Source organism: Methylobacterium sp. Leaf106, assembly GCF_001422895.1.
GTDB lineage: Bacteria > Pseudomonadota > Alphaproteobacteria > Rhizobiales > Beijerinckiaceae > Methylobacterium > Methylobacterium bullatum.
This window is the reverse complement of record NZ_LMNB01000012.1, coordinates 434876-451025: the sequence shown is the minus strand read 5'-3', so window position 1 is coordinate 451025 and position 16150 is coordinate 434876. Positions and strand designations below refer to the sequence as shown.

General features: G+C 66.7%; 15 protein-coding genes and 2 tRNA genes. 9 read left to right on the top strand and 8 right to left on the bottom strand.

Features of this window, described 5'->3' with window-relative positions; genetic code table 11:
• Positions 1-321: 321 nt before the first annotated feature.
• The 6 genes from ASF34_RS09910 to ASF34_RS09880 form a co-directional block, all read right to left on the bottom strand.
• A complete protein-coding gene (locus ASF34_RS09910; RefSeq protein ID WP_056160809.1) occupies positions 322-2883 on the bottom strand; it encodes a response regulator in 2562 nt (853 codons plus the stop codon).
• Between the two features lie 214 nt (positions 2884-3097).
• Positions 3098-4156 (bottom strand): zinc ribbon domain-containing protein, encoded by a 1059-nt coding sequence (locus ASF34_RS09905; protein ID WP_056160807.1) that lies wholly within the window; start codon positions 4154-4156, stop codon positions 3098-3100.
• 1100 nt (positions 4157-5256) lie between these two features.
• Positions 5257-5604 (bottom strand): hypothetical protein, encoded by a 348-nt coding sequence (locus ASF34_RS09900; RefSeq protein ID WP_018041770.1) that lies wholly within the window; start codon positions 5602-5604, stop codon positions 5257-5259.
• A 41-nt stretch (positions 5605-5645) separates the two neighbouring features.
• Positions 5646-6950: a hybrid sensor histidine kinase/response regulator gene (locus ASF34_RS09895; protein ID WP_244478953.1), complete on the bottom strand. Its 1305-nt coding sequence runs from the start codon at positions 6948-6950 to the stop codon at positions 5646-5648.
• Positions 6951-7441: 491 nt separating this feature from the next.
• Positions 7442-7795, bottom strand: coding sequence for a hypothetical protein (locus ASF34_RS09890; protein WP_056160803.1), 354 nt, complete (start codon positions 7793-7795; stop codon positions 7442-7444).
• A gap of 312 nt (positions 7796-8107) precedes the next feature.
• Positions 8108-8755 (bottom strand): LuxR C-terminal-related transcriptional regulator, encoded by a 648-nt coding sequence (locus tag ASF34_RS09880; protein ID WP_018041766.1) that lies wholly within the window; start codon positions 8753-8755, stop codon positions 8108-8110.
• Positions 8756-9255: 500 nt separating this feature from the next.
• Here ASF34_RS09880 and ASF34_RS23625 point away from each other — a divergent pair, with 500 nt between their 5' ends.
• From ASF34_RS23625 to ASF34_RS09855, 6 genes are all read left to right on the top strand, one after another.
• A complete protein-coding gene (locus ASF34_RS23625; RefSeq protein ID WP_274533752.1) occupies positions 9256-9381 on the top strand; it encodes a hypothetical protein in 126 nt (41 codons plus the stop codon).
• Between the two features lie 135 nt (positions 9382-9516).
• Positions 9517-10215, top strand: a complete 699-nt coding sequence (locus ASF34_RS09875; protein WP_056160801.1) for a hypothetical protein — start codon at positions 9517-9519, stop codon at positions 10213-10215.
• 44 nt (positions 10216-10259) lie between these two features.
• Positions 10260-10745 (top strand): lysozyme inhibitor LprI family protein, encoded by a 486-nt coding sequence (locus ASF34_RS09870; RefSeq protein ID WP_056160799.1) that lies wholly within the window; start codon positions 10260-10262, stop codon positions 10743-10745.
• 11 nt (positions 10746-10756) lie between these two features.
• On the top strand, positions 10757-12745 hold the full coding sequence (locus ASF34_RS09865; protein ID WP_056160797.1) for a DUF4139 domain-containing protein: 1989 nt from the start codon (positions 10757-10759) through the stop codon (positions 12743-12745).
• A 139-nt stretch (positions 12746-12884) separates the two neighbouring features.
• Positions 12885-13322, top strand: coding sequence for a hypothetical protein (locus tag ASF34_RS23430; RefSeq protein ID WP_244478952.1), 438 nt, complete (start codon positions 12885-12887; stop codon positions 13320-13322).
• A 29-nt stretch (positions 13323-13351) separates the two neighbouring features.
• Positions 13352-13549, top strand: coding sequence for a hypothetical protein (locus tag ASF34_RS09855; protein ID WP_018041760.1), 198 nt, complete (start codon positions 13352-13354; stop codon positions 13547-13549).
• 15 nt (positions 13550-13564) lie between these two features.
• Here the strand turns inward: ASF34_RS09855 and ASF34_RS09850 are convergent, their stop codons facing one another.
• Both ASF34_RS09850 and ASF34_RS09845 read right to left on the bottom strand, forming a co-directional pair.
• Positions 13565-14080, bottom strand: coding sequence for a hypothetical protein (locus ASF34_RS09850; RefSeq protein ID WP_056160795.1), 516 nt, complete (start codon positions 14078-14080; stop codon positions 13565-13567).
• 494 nt (positions 14081-14574) lie between these two features.
• A tRNA-Gly gene (locus tag ASF34_RS09845) sits at positions 14575-14649 on the bottom strand.
• Between the two features lie 287 nt (positions 14650-14936).
• On the opposite strand from ASF34_RS09845, the gene ASF34_RS09840 reads away from it, so the two are divergent.
• The 3 genes from ASF34_RS09840 to ASF34_RS09830 all read left to right on the top strand — a co-directional run bounded on the left by ASF34_RS09840 (position 14937) and on the right by ASF34_RS09830 (position 15951).
• The gene (locus ASF34_RS09840) at positions 14937-15584 is read left to right on the top strand and encodes a Maf-like protein (protein ID WP_026175579.1); all 648 of its coding nucleotides are present in this window, start codon (positions 14937-14939) and stop codon (positions 15582-15584) included.
• A complete protein-coding gene (yacG, locus tag ASF34_RS09835; protein ID WP_056160793.1) occupies positions 15581-15775 on the top strand; it encodes a DNA gyrase inhibitor YacG in 195 nt (64 codons plus the stop codon). Before ASF34_RS09840 ends, yacG begins: the two co-directional genes overlap by 4 nt.
• A 100-nt stretch (positions 15776-15875) precedes the next feature.
• Positions 15876-15951, top strand: a tRNA-Phe gene (locus ASF34_RS09830).
• Positions 15952-16150: the final 199 nt, after the last annotated feature.

Sequence of the window (16150 nt, the reverse complement as noted above, 5' to 3'; positions counted from 1 at the left end):
CCTGGAAACCTTACCGAAATCTTGCGCGGCTTGACTTCATTTCGTGCCGCAATCGGACTCGGACATATCCGTTGCAGGGCGGCCGATCCCCGAACCGGGCGCCGTCGCCTCACGGCAGCCCCGAATGGCGCGCGTCACCAGGAACGGCCGGTCGACATGGTGGCAGGCCGGGGACCGGGTGTTCGGCACGGGCGATCCGCACGACGCGCTCCGGACGGGGGCGACCATCGGCCCATCTCTTCCTCGGCAAGCGTCCCTCGGATCGACGCCGGCCGATGTCTCCGACCGGCGCTCACGGGACGATGCGGGCGCCGGCCCGTCTCAGGCGGCGGCCGAGGGGGCCTTCCGGGCAGCCTCGCGCATGACGGCAGCGAGTGCGGGATAGCGGAACGGCTTCTCGATATGCAGGAAGGCGCGGGCGCTCGCCGGCAACTGGCCCCCCGGGCTCGCGAGAATGACGCGGATCTGGGGATGACGGTTGGTCATGGTCACCGCGAGCTGGAGGCCGCTCACCACGGGCATGGCCCAGTCGGCGATCATCACGTCGTAATCCTTCGCCTCGTCGATGAGCGCCAGGGCGTGCTCGGCCGAGCCGGCCTGGACGACGACGTGACCGAGATCGACGAGGGCATCGGCGAAGCTCTGGCGCACGAGGCTGTCGCTGTCGACGAGGAGGACCCGAAGGGCGGGCATCCGCGCACCGTCCTCGGACGCCTCGGTTTCCGAGGACGCCTCTCCGGCCCGGAGCCAGAGCTCCGCGAGGAAGCCCGTGCCGCCGCTCCCATCCGAGAGGAGCCGGAAGCCGCCGCCGACCTGGGTGAGGAGGGCCGACACCGCCTTGGTCGCCTCGCTGTCGCTCGAGGGCATCTCGGCGGCATGGCGACCCGGCGTTCCGCTGGCCAGGACGATCCGCACGTAGCGGCCGGAGGCGAGGGCGATGCCCTCGTCGTCCGTCAACACCTTCTCGTCGGCGCCGATGGCGAACCCTTCCGACCCGATGTCGCGGACATGGAAGGCGAGATTGAGGAGGACGGCCTCCAGGACCTTCTCGCTGCACAGCACCTTGGCCAGCCCCGGGCGGACGCGGGTCTCGACCGTGGTCTGGTGCAGCACGTTGGCGCCGAGGAACGGGCCGAAGGCAGCCAGCGTCACACCGACATCGGTCTCCTGAAGGCCGGTATCGTCACGGCGCACGAAGTTGACGAGCCGCCGGGTCAGGCTCGACCCGCGTTGCGCGCCCGACAGGGCGGCATCGATCAGGCGCCCCTGATCCGAGGGAAGGTCATGACGCCGTTGAAGGGTCGCGAGATTGGCGATGACGATGGTGAGGACGTTGTTGAAATCGTGGATCACCCCGTCCACCACCTTGCGCAGGACGGTACCGGTGCGGGATTCTGCGGGAGCGTCGCTCTCCCGGCGACGACGATCGATCGGGGACGCGCTGCCCTCCGCCGGTGAACCGCCGACGCGATCCACGTCCTTCACGGCCTCGCCGACGAATTCGCGGCTCAGCGCATGCAGGATCGTGGGCTTGGCCGTCTGCGTGTCGCCCTCGGCGCGGATGAAGCGAACGAAGAGGCGACGCTGGCCATTCTCCGCCAGGTTCCCGGTGGTGCGCAGAACGACGTCGTGCGGGCCGGGCTGATCCAGCGCCGCCTGCATCGTGAAATCCATGAGGTCGCGGTCGTCCGGGGCGATGCCGCTCTTCAGGTCGGTGAGGGCGACGGCGCGGTCCGGGACCGCATGGGCCGAACGCGTGGCGGGATCGGACCAGGTGACGCTGCCGGCATCGATGTCGATCTCCCAGTAGGTCCAGCCCGACATGGCCTCGAAGGTGCGGAAGCGCTCCCGGATGCGCGAGAGGGCCGAGCGCGTCTCCTGCAGGGCGCGGACGCCGCTGCGCTCCCGCGCGACGAGACGCTCCTCGTGTTCCACCAGTTCGGCGATGCGCGAGGGTGACGAGACGCCCTGCTCACTTTCCCCGATCAGCTTGAGCCGCCGCACGATGCGATCGCCGACGACCCAGCCGGCGCAGGCCGTGAGAACGCACGCCGCCAGCCACAGCGCCAGGCTGCCGTTGTCGGGCAGGGCCGCCTCGAGGCTCCGCGGCAGCCCGGCATTCGGCACCCGCGCCACGGCGAGCCAGCCCGATGGGCCGAGGTCGCGGAATCCAGCGCTCGGCGTGGCCTGTTCCACCACCTCCCGTGCACCGGCCGCCTGTTGCGCCATGAGGCCCGAACCGGGCCGCGCGTCGGCGCCGAGGACGAACAGGCTCATGGCACCGCCCGCGCCGCGAGACGGCCCGAGCACCTTGTCCCCGATATCGCCGAGCCACGCCTCGTTGAGGCGCGCGACGAGGACATCGTCGCCTCCGGACACCGTCGCCGAAACCGGGAGCGCGATGTCGAAGACGGTCTGGCCACTGCCCCCCGGGGACGGGACGGCGACGATGGCCTGGGAGGTCCTGGCCCGCAGGAACCAGGACCGGCCGGACACGTCCCGGCCGAATCCGAGATCGTTGCCGGCGACCTTCACGCGGCCATTCGAGCCCACGAGGTTGAGTTCGGCATAATCGGGGCGCAACCTGAGCCATGCGCTCATCACCGGCTGCAGTTCATCCGCATCGAGGCGCGGGGACGCCTGCTTCAGGGTGATCGCGAGGGTCTTGAGATCCTGGACGACGTCATAGACCCCGCGATCAACCGCGGCGGCGAAGCGCTGGGAGGTCTGCGCGGCATCGAGGGGCTTGCGCGCGTCGGTCCGGCCCGGGCCGAAGATCGTCATGCTGCCCACGACGACGGCGATGCCGACGAGCGCGGAGCCTCCCGCCACCAGGGCATAGAGCGACTTCAGCGACATCAGGCTCAAGCCGGACTTCTTCATCTCATCTCACGCTGATGGTTCTCGACATCACGCCGAGAGAGCGTTCCAGACTGTCGGGCCGAGATCAAACATACCGATCAGCGTTAAAAAATCCTTTAAGCTCGACGGTTAGTGGGTTGCAATCGTTGAGGGGTTTCGAACCGAGCGGGATTTTTTCGCCGGTGCGCCCCGGCCTTTCCCGAGGCCGGGGCGCACCGCGGGTGGCCCTCTGTCGTCACGTGGCGACCGGATGCGCCACGGGGGCAGAGGGTGTTCCGCAGGCCCGGCAGAAACGCTCGAAGGTGCTCTTGCGGTGGTCGCAGGCGGGGCAGCGCTCGAAGGCGCCGAGGCCGCAATGCGGGCAGAAATTCAGGCTCGGATCGTCGAGGGCGATGGGCCGCTCGCAGCCCGGGCAGGATTTCTTGGCAAGCCGCTCCAGCGCCTGGTCCGTGGCGATCTCGCCCCGGCGCTCCTCTGTCGGGCGCGTTTCCGCGAGTTTCTGCCGCTCGTTGTAGGATTGCAGGGCACCGATCGCGGCGCGGCCGGCGATGAGGGTCACGAGGACGCCGACACCGTATTGGACGTAGCCGCCATAGCTCGGCAGATAGGGGACGAGCTCCACGAAGAACGCGAAGGTCGCCGCGAAGGCGAAGCCCCAGACGAAGGGCCAGTTGCGGCTCCGCCGTCGCTTGAGCAGCAGCCAACCGGCCAGCGCCAGAAGCGGCAGCGTCAGGGCGAGGCGGTATCCGAAGACGCGCAACTCCTGCTCCCGCTCCGCAGCGCCGAGCTTGACCTCGGCCGCCCTACGCCGTTCGCTCTCCGCCCGCATAAGCGGCTCCTCCTCCTCGGAGAGATCGAGCCGGGCCTTGGCCAACGCTTCCAGCCGCTCCTCGATAGTCCGCTCGGCCCCCTTCAAGGCATCGAGCGCCTGCGTGCGCGCGATCAGGTCGGGATCCTGATCGACGCGCTGCGTCGCGTCGCGGGTCCTCAGCCAATTGGCGAAGGTCTCGCGGGCCGCCTCCGAGGCCGAGCGCGCGGCATCGAGGGCGAGTTGCTCCTGCTCGGTCCGGCGTCGGTTGTCGTCCTGCTCCCGCCGGATCCGCTTCAGGGACTCGGCCGCCGCCTCGTCCGTCGGCCCGTCGAGGAACTGTTCGAGGGTCTGGCGGTGCTCCACCTGCGGCAGGTCGCCGACGACGAGGGAGCCGAGGCCGATGAGGAACCAGGCAAAGAGGAAGGCGATGAGCCAGAGCCCGAGCGTCAACCAGCGTTCGGACAATCTTCGGCTGGACCGCATGCGATGATTCCTGTCGAAGGCCCCGCCCCCAAATCCGCGACGTCGGGGTTGGTCCGCCACACGTGCGTGACGGTGCCGGAAGCCGGGTGTAGTCGCCTTCGATCCTCGGGAACAGACCCGAGTCGGGGCCGATCACGGATCGGTCGCTGGCCCGAGAGGAGAACGAAAAGTCGAGCGTACCGGAGAAAAGCCCGAGGCTTCACATCGTCGGACTGGAGCGGGCGATCAGGATCGAACCGACGACATTCAGCTTGGGAAGCTGAGACGCGCCTTTTCGACCCCCTTTCCTGATCCTCTCCACCGTTCGCCAAGCCCCTGTGTGAGCTGGGAAAATCCCTGGACCGGGTAGGCATAGAGCCTTGCCGCGGGTGCTTTGGCGTGACTGGTATCAGACCCCGGAGCCCGCATGCCCTCCCCGAACGCCCGGACACGCGAGCGCGCCAAACTCATCGCACGCCACGTCGAGGCCGCACGGAAACTTGTGGCGTCAGGCCGGTTGGAGGGGCGCGGTCACGAGCGGGCCGACGAGCGGGAGCGCGGCCTGGTGCTGCGCGTGGGCAAGCAAGGGGGGCCTGGTACCTCAAGACGGAGACCCGGACGGTCCGCCTCGGAGGGCATGGACCTTCCAGTCGCTGCGGCCCGGGAAGCGGCCCAACGATCCCGCATCGACCTGCGCCAGGGGCGGGTTCCGTCGAAGACGAACCTGCGGGTTTGAGAAGTGGCCCACCGGCGCAGGCTGTCCAACGAGGACGCCCGGCGAGAATAAGCGCTGAAAGATCTTGCTTCTCGCGAAATAGCTTAAAGCATTGATCTATACATTGAATCACACTTCGAGGCGGGGTCACGCTTCAAGGCCGATCCACTTCTGAGGCCGGCGACGAAACCGGGCTGAGCAGGGCGATTGTGACCACGTGCACGGCGCAGAATTTTGTACGCGACCTCAAGGAACCTGCCGTCGCACTGCTCTTGCCGACGATGGTCTCCGATCTGGGAGCGTACCTGCCGGCCTCCGGCAATCGACATGGATCAGATCCGATAGGCACGGCCGCACCGTTGGAAGCGCACGACCGCCGGACGCCATGACATCAGACGAACCGCGATCACTTCGGGGGGGTGACGATCTTAGAAATCTTGTCGCAACTCGCCTTCAGAGAAGCGGGATTCGATTGTGTCTCTACGGTCATCGCGTCGAACGCCTTGTCATAGATCCGGGCAAATTCCACCGCCGACAGCCCCTTGGTGGCGAAATCCTGCTGCAGTTTGGAGCGATGTGTCGTTGCTGTGATCCGATCGATTTTGCCACATGCCACTCCTAAGGCATCGAGCTGACCGCCCGCCTCGGCCATGGCTTCGTAATAGCCTTTCGGAGCATTCTGAGCCCACGCCGGAGCGGAAAGAACGAAGCCGAATGCAAACGCCGCGGCGATCAGATACCCTCTATCGATCATATCCTATTCCTTCTCACATTTGGCTGGAACAGCCGGCCCCTTCACGCACGCATCCTGATCCGTTGCGAAACGATGACCGACCGTAATTCGGCGGGCCGCACCGGCTTCGACAGGATCGGAATGTCCGGCGCCCCCAGATCCTCGCGTACGCACGCCTGGTCGTGGCCGGTCATCACCAGGGCCGGCACGTCGCGGCCTGAGAGAGTCCGGATCGCCGCGATGCAGTCCGTTCCCGTCACGCCATGTCCGAGATCGAAATCGGTGATCAGGAGATCCAGATCGGCGACGGCGCCCGGGATCGCGAGTTCGGTTCGCACCTGGCACCCCCATCTGCGCAGGAGGCTCGCCGTCGCGATCAAGACGGCCTCGTCATCTTCCACCAGCAGCACCCGCAAGCCCCGCAGCGTCGCAGGCGGATCGAGCGCGTGCCAAGCCTTCGCGGCAACCGGATCGGGGATGATCGGGAGATTGTCGAAGGTCACGCAGGTTCCGCGCCCCGGTATCGAGCGGAGCTCGACCTCCACGCCCAGGAGTCGGCCGAGGCGCTGGACGATCGGCAACCCCAGGCCGACGCCCTCGATGTCAGAATCGCCCCGTCGGCGAACCTGGTAGAATTCTTCGAAGACCTTGGCCTGATGTTCGACGGGGATGCCGGGCCCGCGATCGTAGACCTGGACGGCGAGCCGGCCATTCCGGCGCCGCCGGCAGGCGACGAGAACCGCGCCGCCCGGCGCATACTTGATCGCGTTGTTGACGATGTTCTGAAGCATCGTCGTGAACAGCGCCCGATCGGTCCCGACGACGACGTTGCAGGGCACGCTGCGCAGTTCGATCCCGTTGATCTGAGCGGCCTGCGAATTCTGGCGCAGAACCTCGTCAATGATCTCGTTGATCTCGACCGGTTCGAGGCGAGGCTGCACCTTGCCGCTGTCGAGCGTCGAGATGTCCAGGAGCGATTTGAACAGCCGGGATACGCTTTGCAGAGACCGCTCGATGTTGTCGACCATCTGCAGTTCCCCGGCACCAAGCTTCGCGCTGCGCAGACAGGCGGTGAACAGACTGATGGCGTGAATCGGCTGACGCAGATCGTGGCTCGCCTGAGCCAGGAAGCGCGACTTTGACAGGCTCGCCTCCTGCTCGCGTTCGTAGGCGCCGCGCAGGCGTTTCAGCAGATCATAGATGTAGGTCGGCACCAAGATGGTGGTGAGGACAAACGTGAGAACGAGGAAGGGGTTGTCGCGCCAGTACGCGTTGACGGAGGTCGTCACCGCGATCGAGACGAGCCCGGCGACCGTCGAGATCTTCAGAGCCGTCAGACCGAACCGCAACCCGTTCCCGACGATCATACGCAGGACGATGACGTAAAGCGGGAGGAACGGCGCGCCACCGTAGGCCATCGTGTAGGTGATCCCACCGATGTCGAGGGCGAAGGCGAGGCCGCGCCGTCTTGGACTGCTGCCCGGATGTCGCGAGATCCAAAGATACATCGCGACCGCGAGAAGCCAGTGGACCGTCAGGAGAACGGCGATGATCTTCAGGTCGGGGCCGGCGATCCCGGCGAGGACACGGGTCAGAACGTACAGGTCGACGCATCCCATCACGACGATCCGGATGAACGCCTGCGCCTTCTCGTTACCGGAATCCTCGTCCCGCTCGCGGTTCATGGCGCTCACCGGTGGACCGGCCTCGTCGGGGCGCCCATCTGGGATCCGCTCATGCGGAAGGTCGTTCGAGAGCGATGAGCGGCCGGGGGCTCGCCATTCGGCATTGGAATCTCCTCGACGAGACGGGACACGAGCGTTTGGCGCATTTTGATGTCCGCGGCCTCCTGCCCATCTTAGCGGTATGCGCCCACGGCCTCGTCGATCCGGTAGACGCGGGCATCCGCGTCCGTAGCGTTGCGCACCTTTCCATCCTGTCCCCTCACCGTGCCCGTGAGCGCGACGCGGATCGGCGGCCAGGACAGGAGCCCCGCAGAATACTCCGGCGGGATGTCGAGGAGGCCCTTGCTCGCACCGAACCGGCAGGCCCCCTCGTCCTCAGGCGGGCAGTTGGCCATCTCGTCGGAACCGGCTGGAACCTCGCCGACGAACGCCCAATGCAGGGGGATCTCCCGGAACCGAAGGAGAAGGAGAAGGAAGGAGAAGCCGTTCGCCCCTGCCGTCCCGTAGGACTTGAGGCGAAGTCCCATCAGCAGGCCTTCCGGCTGATCGTCCTGACCACCGACCCGCGGGCTTCGTCGACCTCCTGTGCATCCCCGTTCCCGTTTCCCGTCCCGATCCGTGAAGTCAGCGTTTCCACGCCCTTCAGCTGCCAGCGAGGGGGCTCGAGGGCGTATGTCACGGCGGCGGATCCCACCAGGGCCACGGCAGCCGCCATGTTTCGACGCGCTGAACGCCCAGCGATTTGACCGGATCGCATCATGGCATCGGGCTTTGCCACAATCCCGGCCAAGCCTACATAGGGCACGTGTACGATCAGGTTCCGGCCCGGCCGCGGCCGGTCATCTCCAGATCCCGGCATGGGCCGCCTTCGCGGCAGCGGCCGAACGAGACGGAACGTTGAGGGCGCGCAACAGGGCCGAGACGTGGATGCGGACGGTGAAGGGAGAGATGTCCAGTTCCCTGGCGATCTCCTTGTTCGTGCGTCCCTTCGCGACGAGGCGCAGAACGTCCCGCTGACGCTGCGTCAGGGACGGAAGGGGGCTGTGCGTCACGGCGATCTCCGAGGTCGCGGCTCGCCGGATCACGAACTCACCCTCGTCGATCGCCGTGATCGCCAGCGCGATTTCGCTGGCGGGCAGCGCCTTGCCGATGAACCCGTCCGCCCCTTCGGCCATCACGGTACGGATCAGCTCCTCGTCGTCGATCATCGAGACGACGACGATCGACGCCTTTTCGAACTCCTCACGCAGGCTGCGGATCGAACAGCGAGGATCGAGGCCGGGAAACAGCAGGTCGAGGATGAAGGTCTTCGGCGGCCGCCCGGCGCGGGCGAGCGCCAGAACCTGCTCCATCGTGGCGGCCTCCTGAATGAGCGCTTCCGGAAAGAGGCGTTCGGCGACGTGCCTCATCCCTTCGCGGAACAGCGGATGGTCGTCAGCGACGATGACGGTCTCGGCTCCTCGATCCGTCATCTCGCGTACGCTCATGTCACTGGGAGCACCTTCCATCGTTCCGTGCCAAGCGTTTGATGGCCGGCATGCCCATCACGGGCCGGGCGCGGCATAGCTCATATGCACTACTAGATCGAATTCCGAGGCCTGACTAGAAGTTTGCTCATGCCTAGCGGCAGGAAAAATCCGTTTCTTTTCATAATAAGAATTATCTACCCTCAGATATTATTGCAAAATATATTGATATAGGCACAGAACTTGTGGCAATAGTTTCCAGAGAGATTAATGATTTTGGATGCTGAGCGCCAAGCGCAGGCAAACACTGCCGGGTCCCGCGAGAAGTCGGCAGCGCCTGTCGCGGCCGGTGCGAAGCCGGGTTTGTGTCCGGCTCTCTTTGCCCTCGGCGGCGGCGTGGTGGCGGCCGGCGGCGAAACGGTGGGAACCGTGGATCGCCCGGCTCTCAATCTCGTCAAGAAGGTCGACATCGAGAAGGCCGCCGAGCCCCTGACGTCGGAAAGGCCAAGGGTCTCTACGAGTTGCCCAACCCCATGGCCGGCCCCGTGGCCATCACCTGCAGCGCCCAATCGGCCAACAGCACCGACACCGTCCGCTTCCGCACGGATGGCGGCAAGCTGGTCCTGGAGCGGCCCAGCCCCGGCTGAGTGTCCGCCACGACATGCCCTCCCGAAGCCGAGGAGAAGCCCCATGAAACACCGTCTCCCGAACTTGGCCTTGCGATCCTTGGCCTTGCGATCCTTGGCGCTCGCCGGCTTGGCCGGCCTCTTCGGGCATGCTTCGTGCTGCCGGCGCAGGCGGAGACCGAGAACAAGACCGCCCGCCCGGGCCAGCGGATCTTCCTCCAGGGCTTCACGTATTACTTTCCCCAACAGGGGTGCCGTTCCAAGGCAGCTTCGGTCAGCCTCGTCTCCCCACCGCGCGGCGGACGCACCGAAACACGGCGGGAGCTGAGAGTCCTCGGCAACAACATCGACGAGCGAGGCGCCACGATCCGGAAGGTGGATGGCTGCGAGGACGTGAAGATGGACACGATGTCCCTCTATTATACGGCCCGGCCCGATTTTTCCGGTCTCGATACGCTGTCCGTCGACGTGACCTTCAGCGACAGCACGACGGTCCCCTACACCTTCCGGATCACGGTGCCGGAGGGCAGGCGCCGAGAAGCCCCCGCGGTCTCGCAGGCACCGGCTCCGCGCGACGGCGGCAGCGGCCGGCCGGCCGAAACGGCCGGCGTCGCCCCGACCGGTCGGGCCGCCACCACGGAGGATTTCCTTCGTGACACGGTCCGCGAAGCGGCACCCGCGAACCGGCGGGCGCCCGCCGCCGAGCCCCCGAAGGCCATGGTTCGGACGGAGCAGCCGGCCTCCGCACCCAACGACGTTCCGCCACCCCGCGTGGACACCCCGCCCGCGCCGCGCGAGATGGCCCCTGCCCGCCCGCCCCGGCCGCCCCGCCCGCCCGCCATGCCTCAGCTCTAAGGGATCGTAGGCCGATTCCCGTTCCGGAAAGAGACCAGACGAGTATGCGCCTGAAGGAGATGTCGATCGGAACGAAGGCCCTTGCCGTCGGTGCGGCCTTGGCCGTGTCGGCGCCATCCGTGGCCTTGGCGGCGCCCGCGAAACCGTCCTTCGATTGCACGAAGGCCGCCTCCCAGGTCGAGAAAGCGATCTGCGCGAGCGTCCCGCCGGCGCAGGCCGACGCCGAGCTCACAGACGTCTATCAGGACCGCCGCCGCACCTTGAGCGCGACGGCGGCGGCGCGCCTCACCACGGACGAGAAGCGCTTTCTCGCCGCCCAGGAGCGCGTCTTCGGCTTCGGTGCCAAGGATCCGGCGGCGCTGCTGCTGGGAGAGATCGCAGGGCGCGTGACCGTCTTGCGCAGTCTGCGCATCCCCCCGAGGACGGCCTTGCCGGAACCTGGAGCAACGACTCCGGCACCGTCACGCGGAACGCCGACGACAAGACGGTATTCGAACGAGGCGGGCCTGCGGGAGCCCGTGACCGGATAAGGGAGGTAGCGATGGTGACCTATCAATTGATGCTGGCCGGAAGCCTGATGCTCATGCTCGCCACGGCACCGCCTCTCATGGCGGCGGCGGGCGGCATTCGGGACGTCACGCTGTCGAGCGGTGGACTCGCCGAGGTCACCGTGGCCCGGTCCGTCGAGGGCGACACCACGGTCGCGATCGACGTCCAGGCCGATCAGATCGACGACATCCTCAAGAGCCTCGTGGTGCGCGACCCCGCAGGCTCGGTCGGCGCCATTCGGCTGGACGCGGAGGATCAGGTTGAGGAGATCCTGCGCTCCGCGCCCTTCACCGCAGACGATCTCTCGTCGTCCGCGCAGCTCGCGGGCAAGCTGCAGGGGGTCAAGATCAGGATCGAGAGTTCCGGGCGGGTGCTGGAAGGGCGCGTGCTCGGCCTGTCCACGCGGGACGCCGGATCCGACACCGGAACGGTGCGCGTGCTCTCCGTCCTGACGGAGGCCGGCACCTTGGAATCCGTGAAGGTCGAGGACGGCGTCACGGTGACGATCCGGGATCCCGCCATGGTCGACAGGATCGCGAAGGTGGTCGACGTGGCCGGTAAGGCCAAGGCCGACGGTGCCCGCCGCGTCGAGATCGCCCTGGTCGGCACCGGCAAGCGCGAGGTGCGTCTCACCTATGTGGTTCCCGCGCCCGTGTGGAAGACGAGCTATCGGCTCGTCGATGGCGGAAGCGGGCGGGCGAACCTTCAGGCCTGGGCGATCATCGAGAACGCCCTGGGCGAGGATTGGAAGGGGGTTGCCGTCACCCTCTCGTCCGGATCGCCGGTGGCGCTCCGGCAGCGTCTGCATCGCCGCTATTGGCGCCAGCGTCCGGAGGCCCCGCTTCCCATCGACGAGGTCGGTTTGCCCGACCTCGATCCCGGTACGGTCGCGCCCAGGGCCGCCGCGCGGGCGTTCCAGGACGACGGGATCGCTGCCCCCTCGCCTCCCCGCCCGGCTCCGATTTCGCGAATGGACCGACTGTCATTACCGGATGCGCGCTACGAGGCCGCGCCGGCCGCGGCGGCTGCCGACGCGACGGAAGGGGATGTGGCGGCGAACTTCACGCTCCCCCACCCCGTCGATCTGGGAGTCGGCCGCACATTGTCCGTGCCCATCCTCGACACCGAGATCGAGGCCGCGCGGATCGCGCTCTGGAAACCAGGACAGGGCGTCCACCCGACCGCAGTTCTGATGATCCGCAACGGATCCGCGGCGACGCTGCCGCCGGGCATCATGACGATCTACGACGGCAAGCTCGGCTATGTCGGCGATGCGCGGCTGCCCGCGACTCCCGTCGGCGAACAGCGTTTCGCCGCCTTCGCCGTCGATCGGAAAGTCCGCGTCCAGGCCGAAACGCAGCCGAACCAGGTGCTGACGGAGATTACGGTCGTCGACGGCGCGGTCCGGGCCAAGACACGATCGCGCGAAGTGACGAGCTACACGGTGAAAGGCGCTCAGGACGCACCGCGCACCGTCGTGATCGAGCATCCACGCCGCAGCGGCTGGACCTTCACGTCCGCGGCGCTCGATACCGAGACCCCGACGGCCTATCGGTTGAAGGTCTCGGTTCCCGCCGCGGGTACGGCCGAGATTCAGGCGGTGCTGGAACGCCTCCACGTCGAGACTTACGCGCTCGTCGACGCCGACGCGTCGATGCTCCTGCATTGGAGTTCCCTTGCCGGCGACGCGAAGCTGGCGGACACCTTGAAAACGCTTTCAAATGCCCACTCCGACAGCGAAGCCGTTGCCCGTGAGATCACGGAGATCAATGACCGGATCGCGAAAGTGAGCACAGAGCAGGAGCGCATTCGCAGCAACCTCGGTGCAGTTCCCGAAGACAGCGAACTTGCCCGGAGGTATCTCGCTCATTTGAGCACGCAGGAAGACGAATTCACCAGCCTCGGCGAGGCTCGATCCAAGGCCGAAAGTCGTCTCAAACTCGCGCAGGAGCGCCTTCGCGCCCTGATCTCGAAATTGTAGGCGCGTATTCCTGCGCCGCATGGCCGAACCGATGCCGGTTTGGTGCATCTCGCAAAACTGTCGATCGCCGGGCCTACCCATCCGATCTCGACGGTGCTGCAGGAGTTCGGTGAGAAACGCTCAAAAGATCCGGACATTCTTGGGTCTGAGCGTCTGGCCGGCGAAGAGCCGCCGGTCTCCTGACCATACCGTCCAAAGACGTGACGCGCTCGATTGTCCGATCTCTCAAGGCCTTTCGCAGCACGCCGACGTCGTTGCACCCGGAACGGCATGTCACGCTCCACCAACCAAAGGCTCCTCGTTCATGAGCGCGATCCTCACGACCTGGTCGATCAACCTCAAGATCGGCATCCTGATAGCCGTCGGCGTCAGCGGGGGGATCGGCGCGCTCATCGGCTATCGCATCGGCCGGGATTTTGAGAGCTTCATGGCAGCGGATCGGTCTCCGACCCAGCGAGCGCTTCGCCTCGTCAACCGGGTCGCAATCGAACATGGCCTCTCGCAGGGCGAATTGTTGAAAGCGATGCTGGAAAAGTACGATTCCTCATGCGGCTCGACCTGTGTCGACAAGAAATGATCTGCAGAAGTCTGTAGCGGTGTGGGCTTGTGGCCCTGGCCAAGGCCATGATCGCGATGTTCCATGCGTCCTTCGACGGCGGCATGCCCTTGATCGCGCTCCGGGGATCCGACGTCATCACCGCCGACATCCAGGCCGGTGTGGAGCGCTGGTTCCTGCAATGGGGGGCAAGCACCAGGACGGCCGCGCCGCCATGCACCTGGCGATGGATCTCCTCCACAAGGTGAAGGCGGAGGCCTTCCCTAGGCCGCTCGCCTGAACCCGGACACGATCCACCGGCCGGCGAACCAGATCGCCAGGAGCAGGAGCGGCGGCACCAGGGCGAGCCGTAGGAGACCCGCCTGCCCGCCGAGGGCATCCAGCCGCCGCGGCCAGCGCCGGCCCCGGAAGTTCCTGGCAACCAGATCCTGCTCCGCCTTGTCGAAGGCCGTGTTCGCGTAGAGAAGAGTGTCGTCGGGAAAGTCGACGAAGAGCATGGGACCCGACTTCACCGACGCATCGAATCCGTCCTGGTATCGGTACTCGATCCGGTCGAACCGCGGCGGATGCTTACCCTCGGATGGCTTCCGGAAGACCTCCAAGAACGGCTTGGACATGTTCTCCGTCTCGAAAGGATTGGAGACGCCTTCCTGCATCTCGACGGTGAACTGGTAACGCCCCCGCACCGTGTCCGACACGTTCGCCCAGGTCATCCAGGCAACGAGCGCGATCCAGACGGCCGTCGCCACGAGCCAGAACAGGCCCCGCGTCACGTTCACACCCTGCAAGCCCCCCGGTTTGCCATCGCGGGCGAACGTGGCAGGCAGCTCTCGATTTCCGGACGTGCCGTCTCGACCCCTTGCACCTGCTCATGCGGCAGGCCGCAATCGATGTCCGTCGTATACCCGACCGCGGCGATCCGGCGGCCCGGCGGTAGCGGTGACGGCTGGCCGCCAATTGCCCGCTCGACGCTGTGCAGCGCCGCCATCGGATCGGGCCAGCCGGCCGCCCGGGCAGCGCGCCGTCGACAGAGAAGGGTGTCGTCCTTACCGGAAGGCTGCCAGCTGGGGCCTGAAAGCGAAAGGGCCGCTCCGGCCGGCCAACATGTAAAACGATTCAAGATGTCCGATCCGGGAATCGTTTGACACGTCGGGGGCGTTTTCCTGCCTCGCGAGGCGCCTAATGCGGCCTTGGGCTGGTATCAAGCTGGATCAAGGGGTTCGAACGATACCAGCCTGAGAGCCCAAGCGCCTGTCTACGCTGGAAAAAGGAATGGAGCGGGCGATCGGGATCGAACCGACGACATTCAGCTTGGGAAGCTGACGTTCTACCACTGAACTACGCCCGCGTGCCGACAGACGGAAACGGTCTCGACAGGCGAGTTCCGGCCCTTCAGCGGGGCGGACCATATCAGAGCGGCCCGCTTTGTCCACGGTCTCGTCGCGGCGTGCCGCGCGGGTTCACGTTCCCAAGGGGCGGGCTTTCCGATAGCGTATGGCCGGTCCGGCCCATTGATCCGGCCCATCGCGCGACCGGGTCGGCTCGCCCCTTCGGCACGGCGCCCATCCCCAGCATGCGGATTGTCAAAAAGCACCGATGGATATCTCCTCCGCGCAGGGCGGCACGCACGCCACGATGAACGACGCCTCCGGCGGGTCGCCCCGCCTCGGCCCTCGTCTCGTTCTCGCCTCGGCCTCGCCGCGCCGGCTGGCGCTGCTGCAGCAGGCGGGCCTCGAACCCGACGCCCTGCTGCCCGCCGATATCGACGAAACCCCCAACAGGTCCGAAGCACCGCGCGAACTCGCCCGTCGCCTCGCCCGGACCAAGCTCGACGTGGCGGGGGACGCCGCCCGACGTCGCGACGACATGCGCGACAGCTACATCGTCTCGGCCGATACGGTGGTGGCCGTGGGCCGGCGCGTCCTGCCGAAGGCGGAACTGGCCGACGAGGCCACGGATTGCCTGCGCCTGCTCTCCGGGCGCCAGCATCGCGTCTATACGGCCGTGTGCGTGCTCTCCCCCAAGGGCAACCGCCGCGAGCGCGTGGTAGAGACGCGGGTGCGGTTCAAGCGCCTCTCCGGCCGCGACATCGAAGGCTACATCGCCTCGGACGAGTGGCGGGGCAAGGCCGGCGGGTACGCCATCCAGGGCCTTGCCGGTTCCTTCGTGGTCAAGCTCGTCGGCTCGTATAGCGCCGTGGTCGGCCTGCCGCTCTACGAGACGATCAGCCTCCTCGACGGCGAGGGCTTTCCCGTGCGGCAGGCCTGGGGGGCGATGGCATGAGCGGGACCGTTCCCCCCAAGCGCAAGCCGGAGCCATGCCCGGTCTGCGCCAAGCCCGCGCAGGCGGGGTTCCAGCCCTTCTGCTCGACCCGCTGCGCCGATATCGACCTCGGCCGCTGGCTCACCGACCGCTATGCGATCCCCACCGACGATGACGAAACCGAGGACGAGGCCCCGCCGCACTCATCCTGAATCGATCCGATTGCAGGATGCATGAGAAGGAGGCTGGACAGGGCCACACGACCTCACTATACCCCCGCTCCAGTCGACGGCGCCAAGCGCTTCGGCGGAGGCCCAGGTAGCTCAGTTGGTAGAGCATGCGACTGAAAATCGCAGTGTCGGCGGTTCGACTCCGTCCCTGGGCACCATTTCCTTTTATGCCATTTCCGCATTGAGATCGTTGGGCCTTCTCGCCCGCACCGGTTTACGGAAGTGGGGACGCCGCCCCGTCATTCTGTGGTTTCTGCGGCGCCCCTACCTGCCTGATTGCGCCGCTCACCGTCGCGACGACGAACACCGGCGCTGGCGGGCGAGGTCCACAGGTACCTTCGACGGATCCCCGGTGAG

Excerpts from the sequence above, each read along its gene's own strand:
- ASF34_RS09900 (WP_018041770.1), bottom strand. The coding sequence starts at position 5,604 with ATGATCGATAGAGGGTATCTGATCGCCGCGGCGTTTGCATTCGGCTTC.
- ASF34_RS09890 (WP_056160803.1), bottom strand. The coding sequence starts at position 7,795 with ATGGGACTTCGCCTCAAGTCCTACGGGACGGCAGGGGCGAACGGCTTC.
- ASF34_RS09840 (WP_026175579.1), top strand. The coding sequence starts at position 14,937 with ATGAACGACGCCTCCGGCGGGTCGCCCCGCCTCGGCCCTCGTCTCGTT.
- ASF34_RS09870 (WP_056160799.1), top strand. The coding sequence starts at position 10,260 with ATGCGCCTGAAGGAGATGTCGATCGGAACGAAGGCCCTTGCCGTCGGT.
- ASF34_RS09880 (WP_018041766.1), bottom strand. The coding sequence starts at position 8,755 with ATGAGCGTACGCGAGATGACGGATCGAGGAGCCGAGACCGTCATCGTC.
- ASF34_RS09865 (WP_056160797.1), top strand. The coding sequence starts at position 10,757 with ATGGTGACCTATCAATTGATGCTGGCCGGAAGCCTGATGCTCATGCTC.
- yacG (WP_056160793.1), top strand. The coding sequence starts at position 15,581 with ATGAGCGGGACCGTTCCCCCCAAGCGCAAGCCGGAGCCATGCCCGGTC.
- ASF34_RS09905 (WP_056160807.1), bottom strand. The coding sequence starts at position 4,156 with ATGCGGTCCAGCCGAAGATTGTCCGAACGCTGGTTGACGCTCGGGCTC.
- ASF34_RS09910 (WP_056160809.1), bottom strand. The coding sequence starts at position 2,883 with ATGAAGAAGTCCGGCTTGAGCCTGATGTCGCTGAAGTCGCTCTATGCC.
- ASF34_RS09895 (WP_244478953.1), bottom strand. The coding sequence starts at position 6,950 with ATGATCGTCGGGAACGGGTTGCGGTTCGGTCTGACGGCTCTGAAGATC.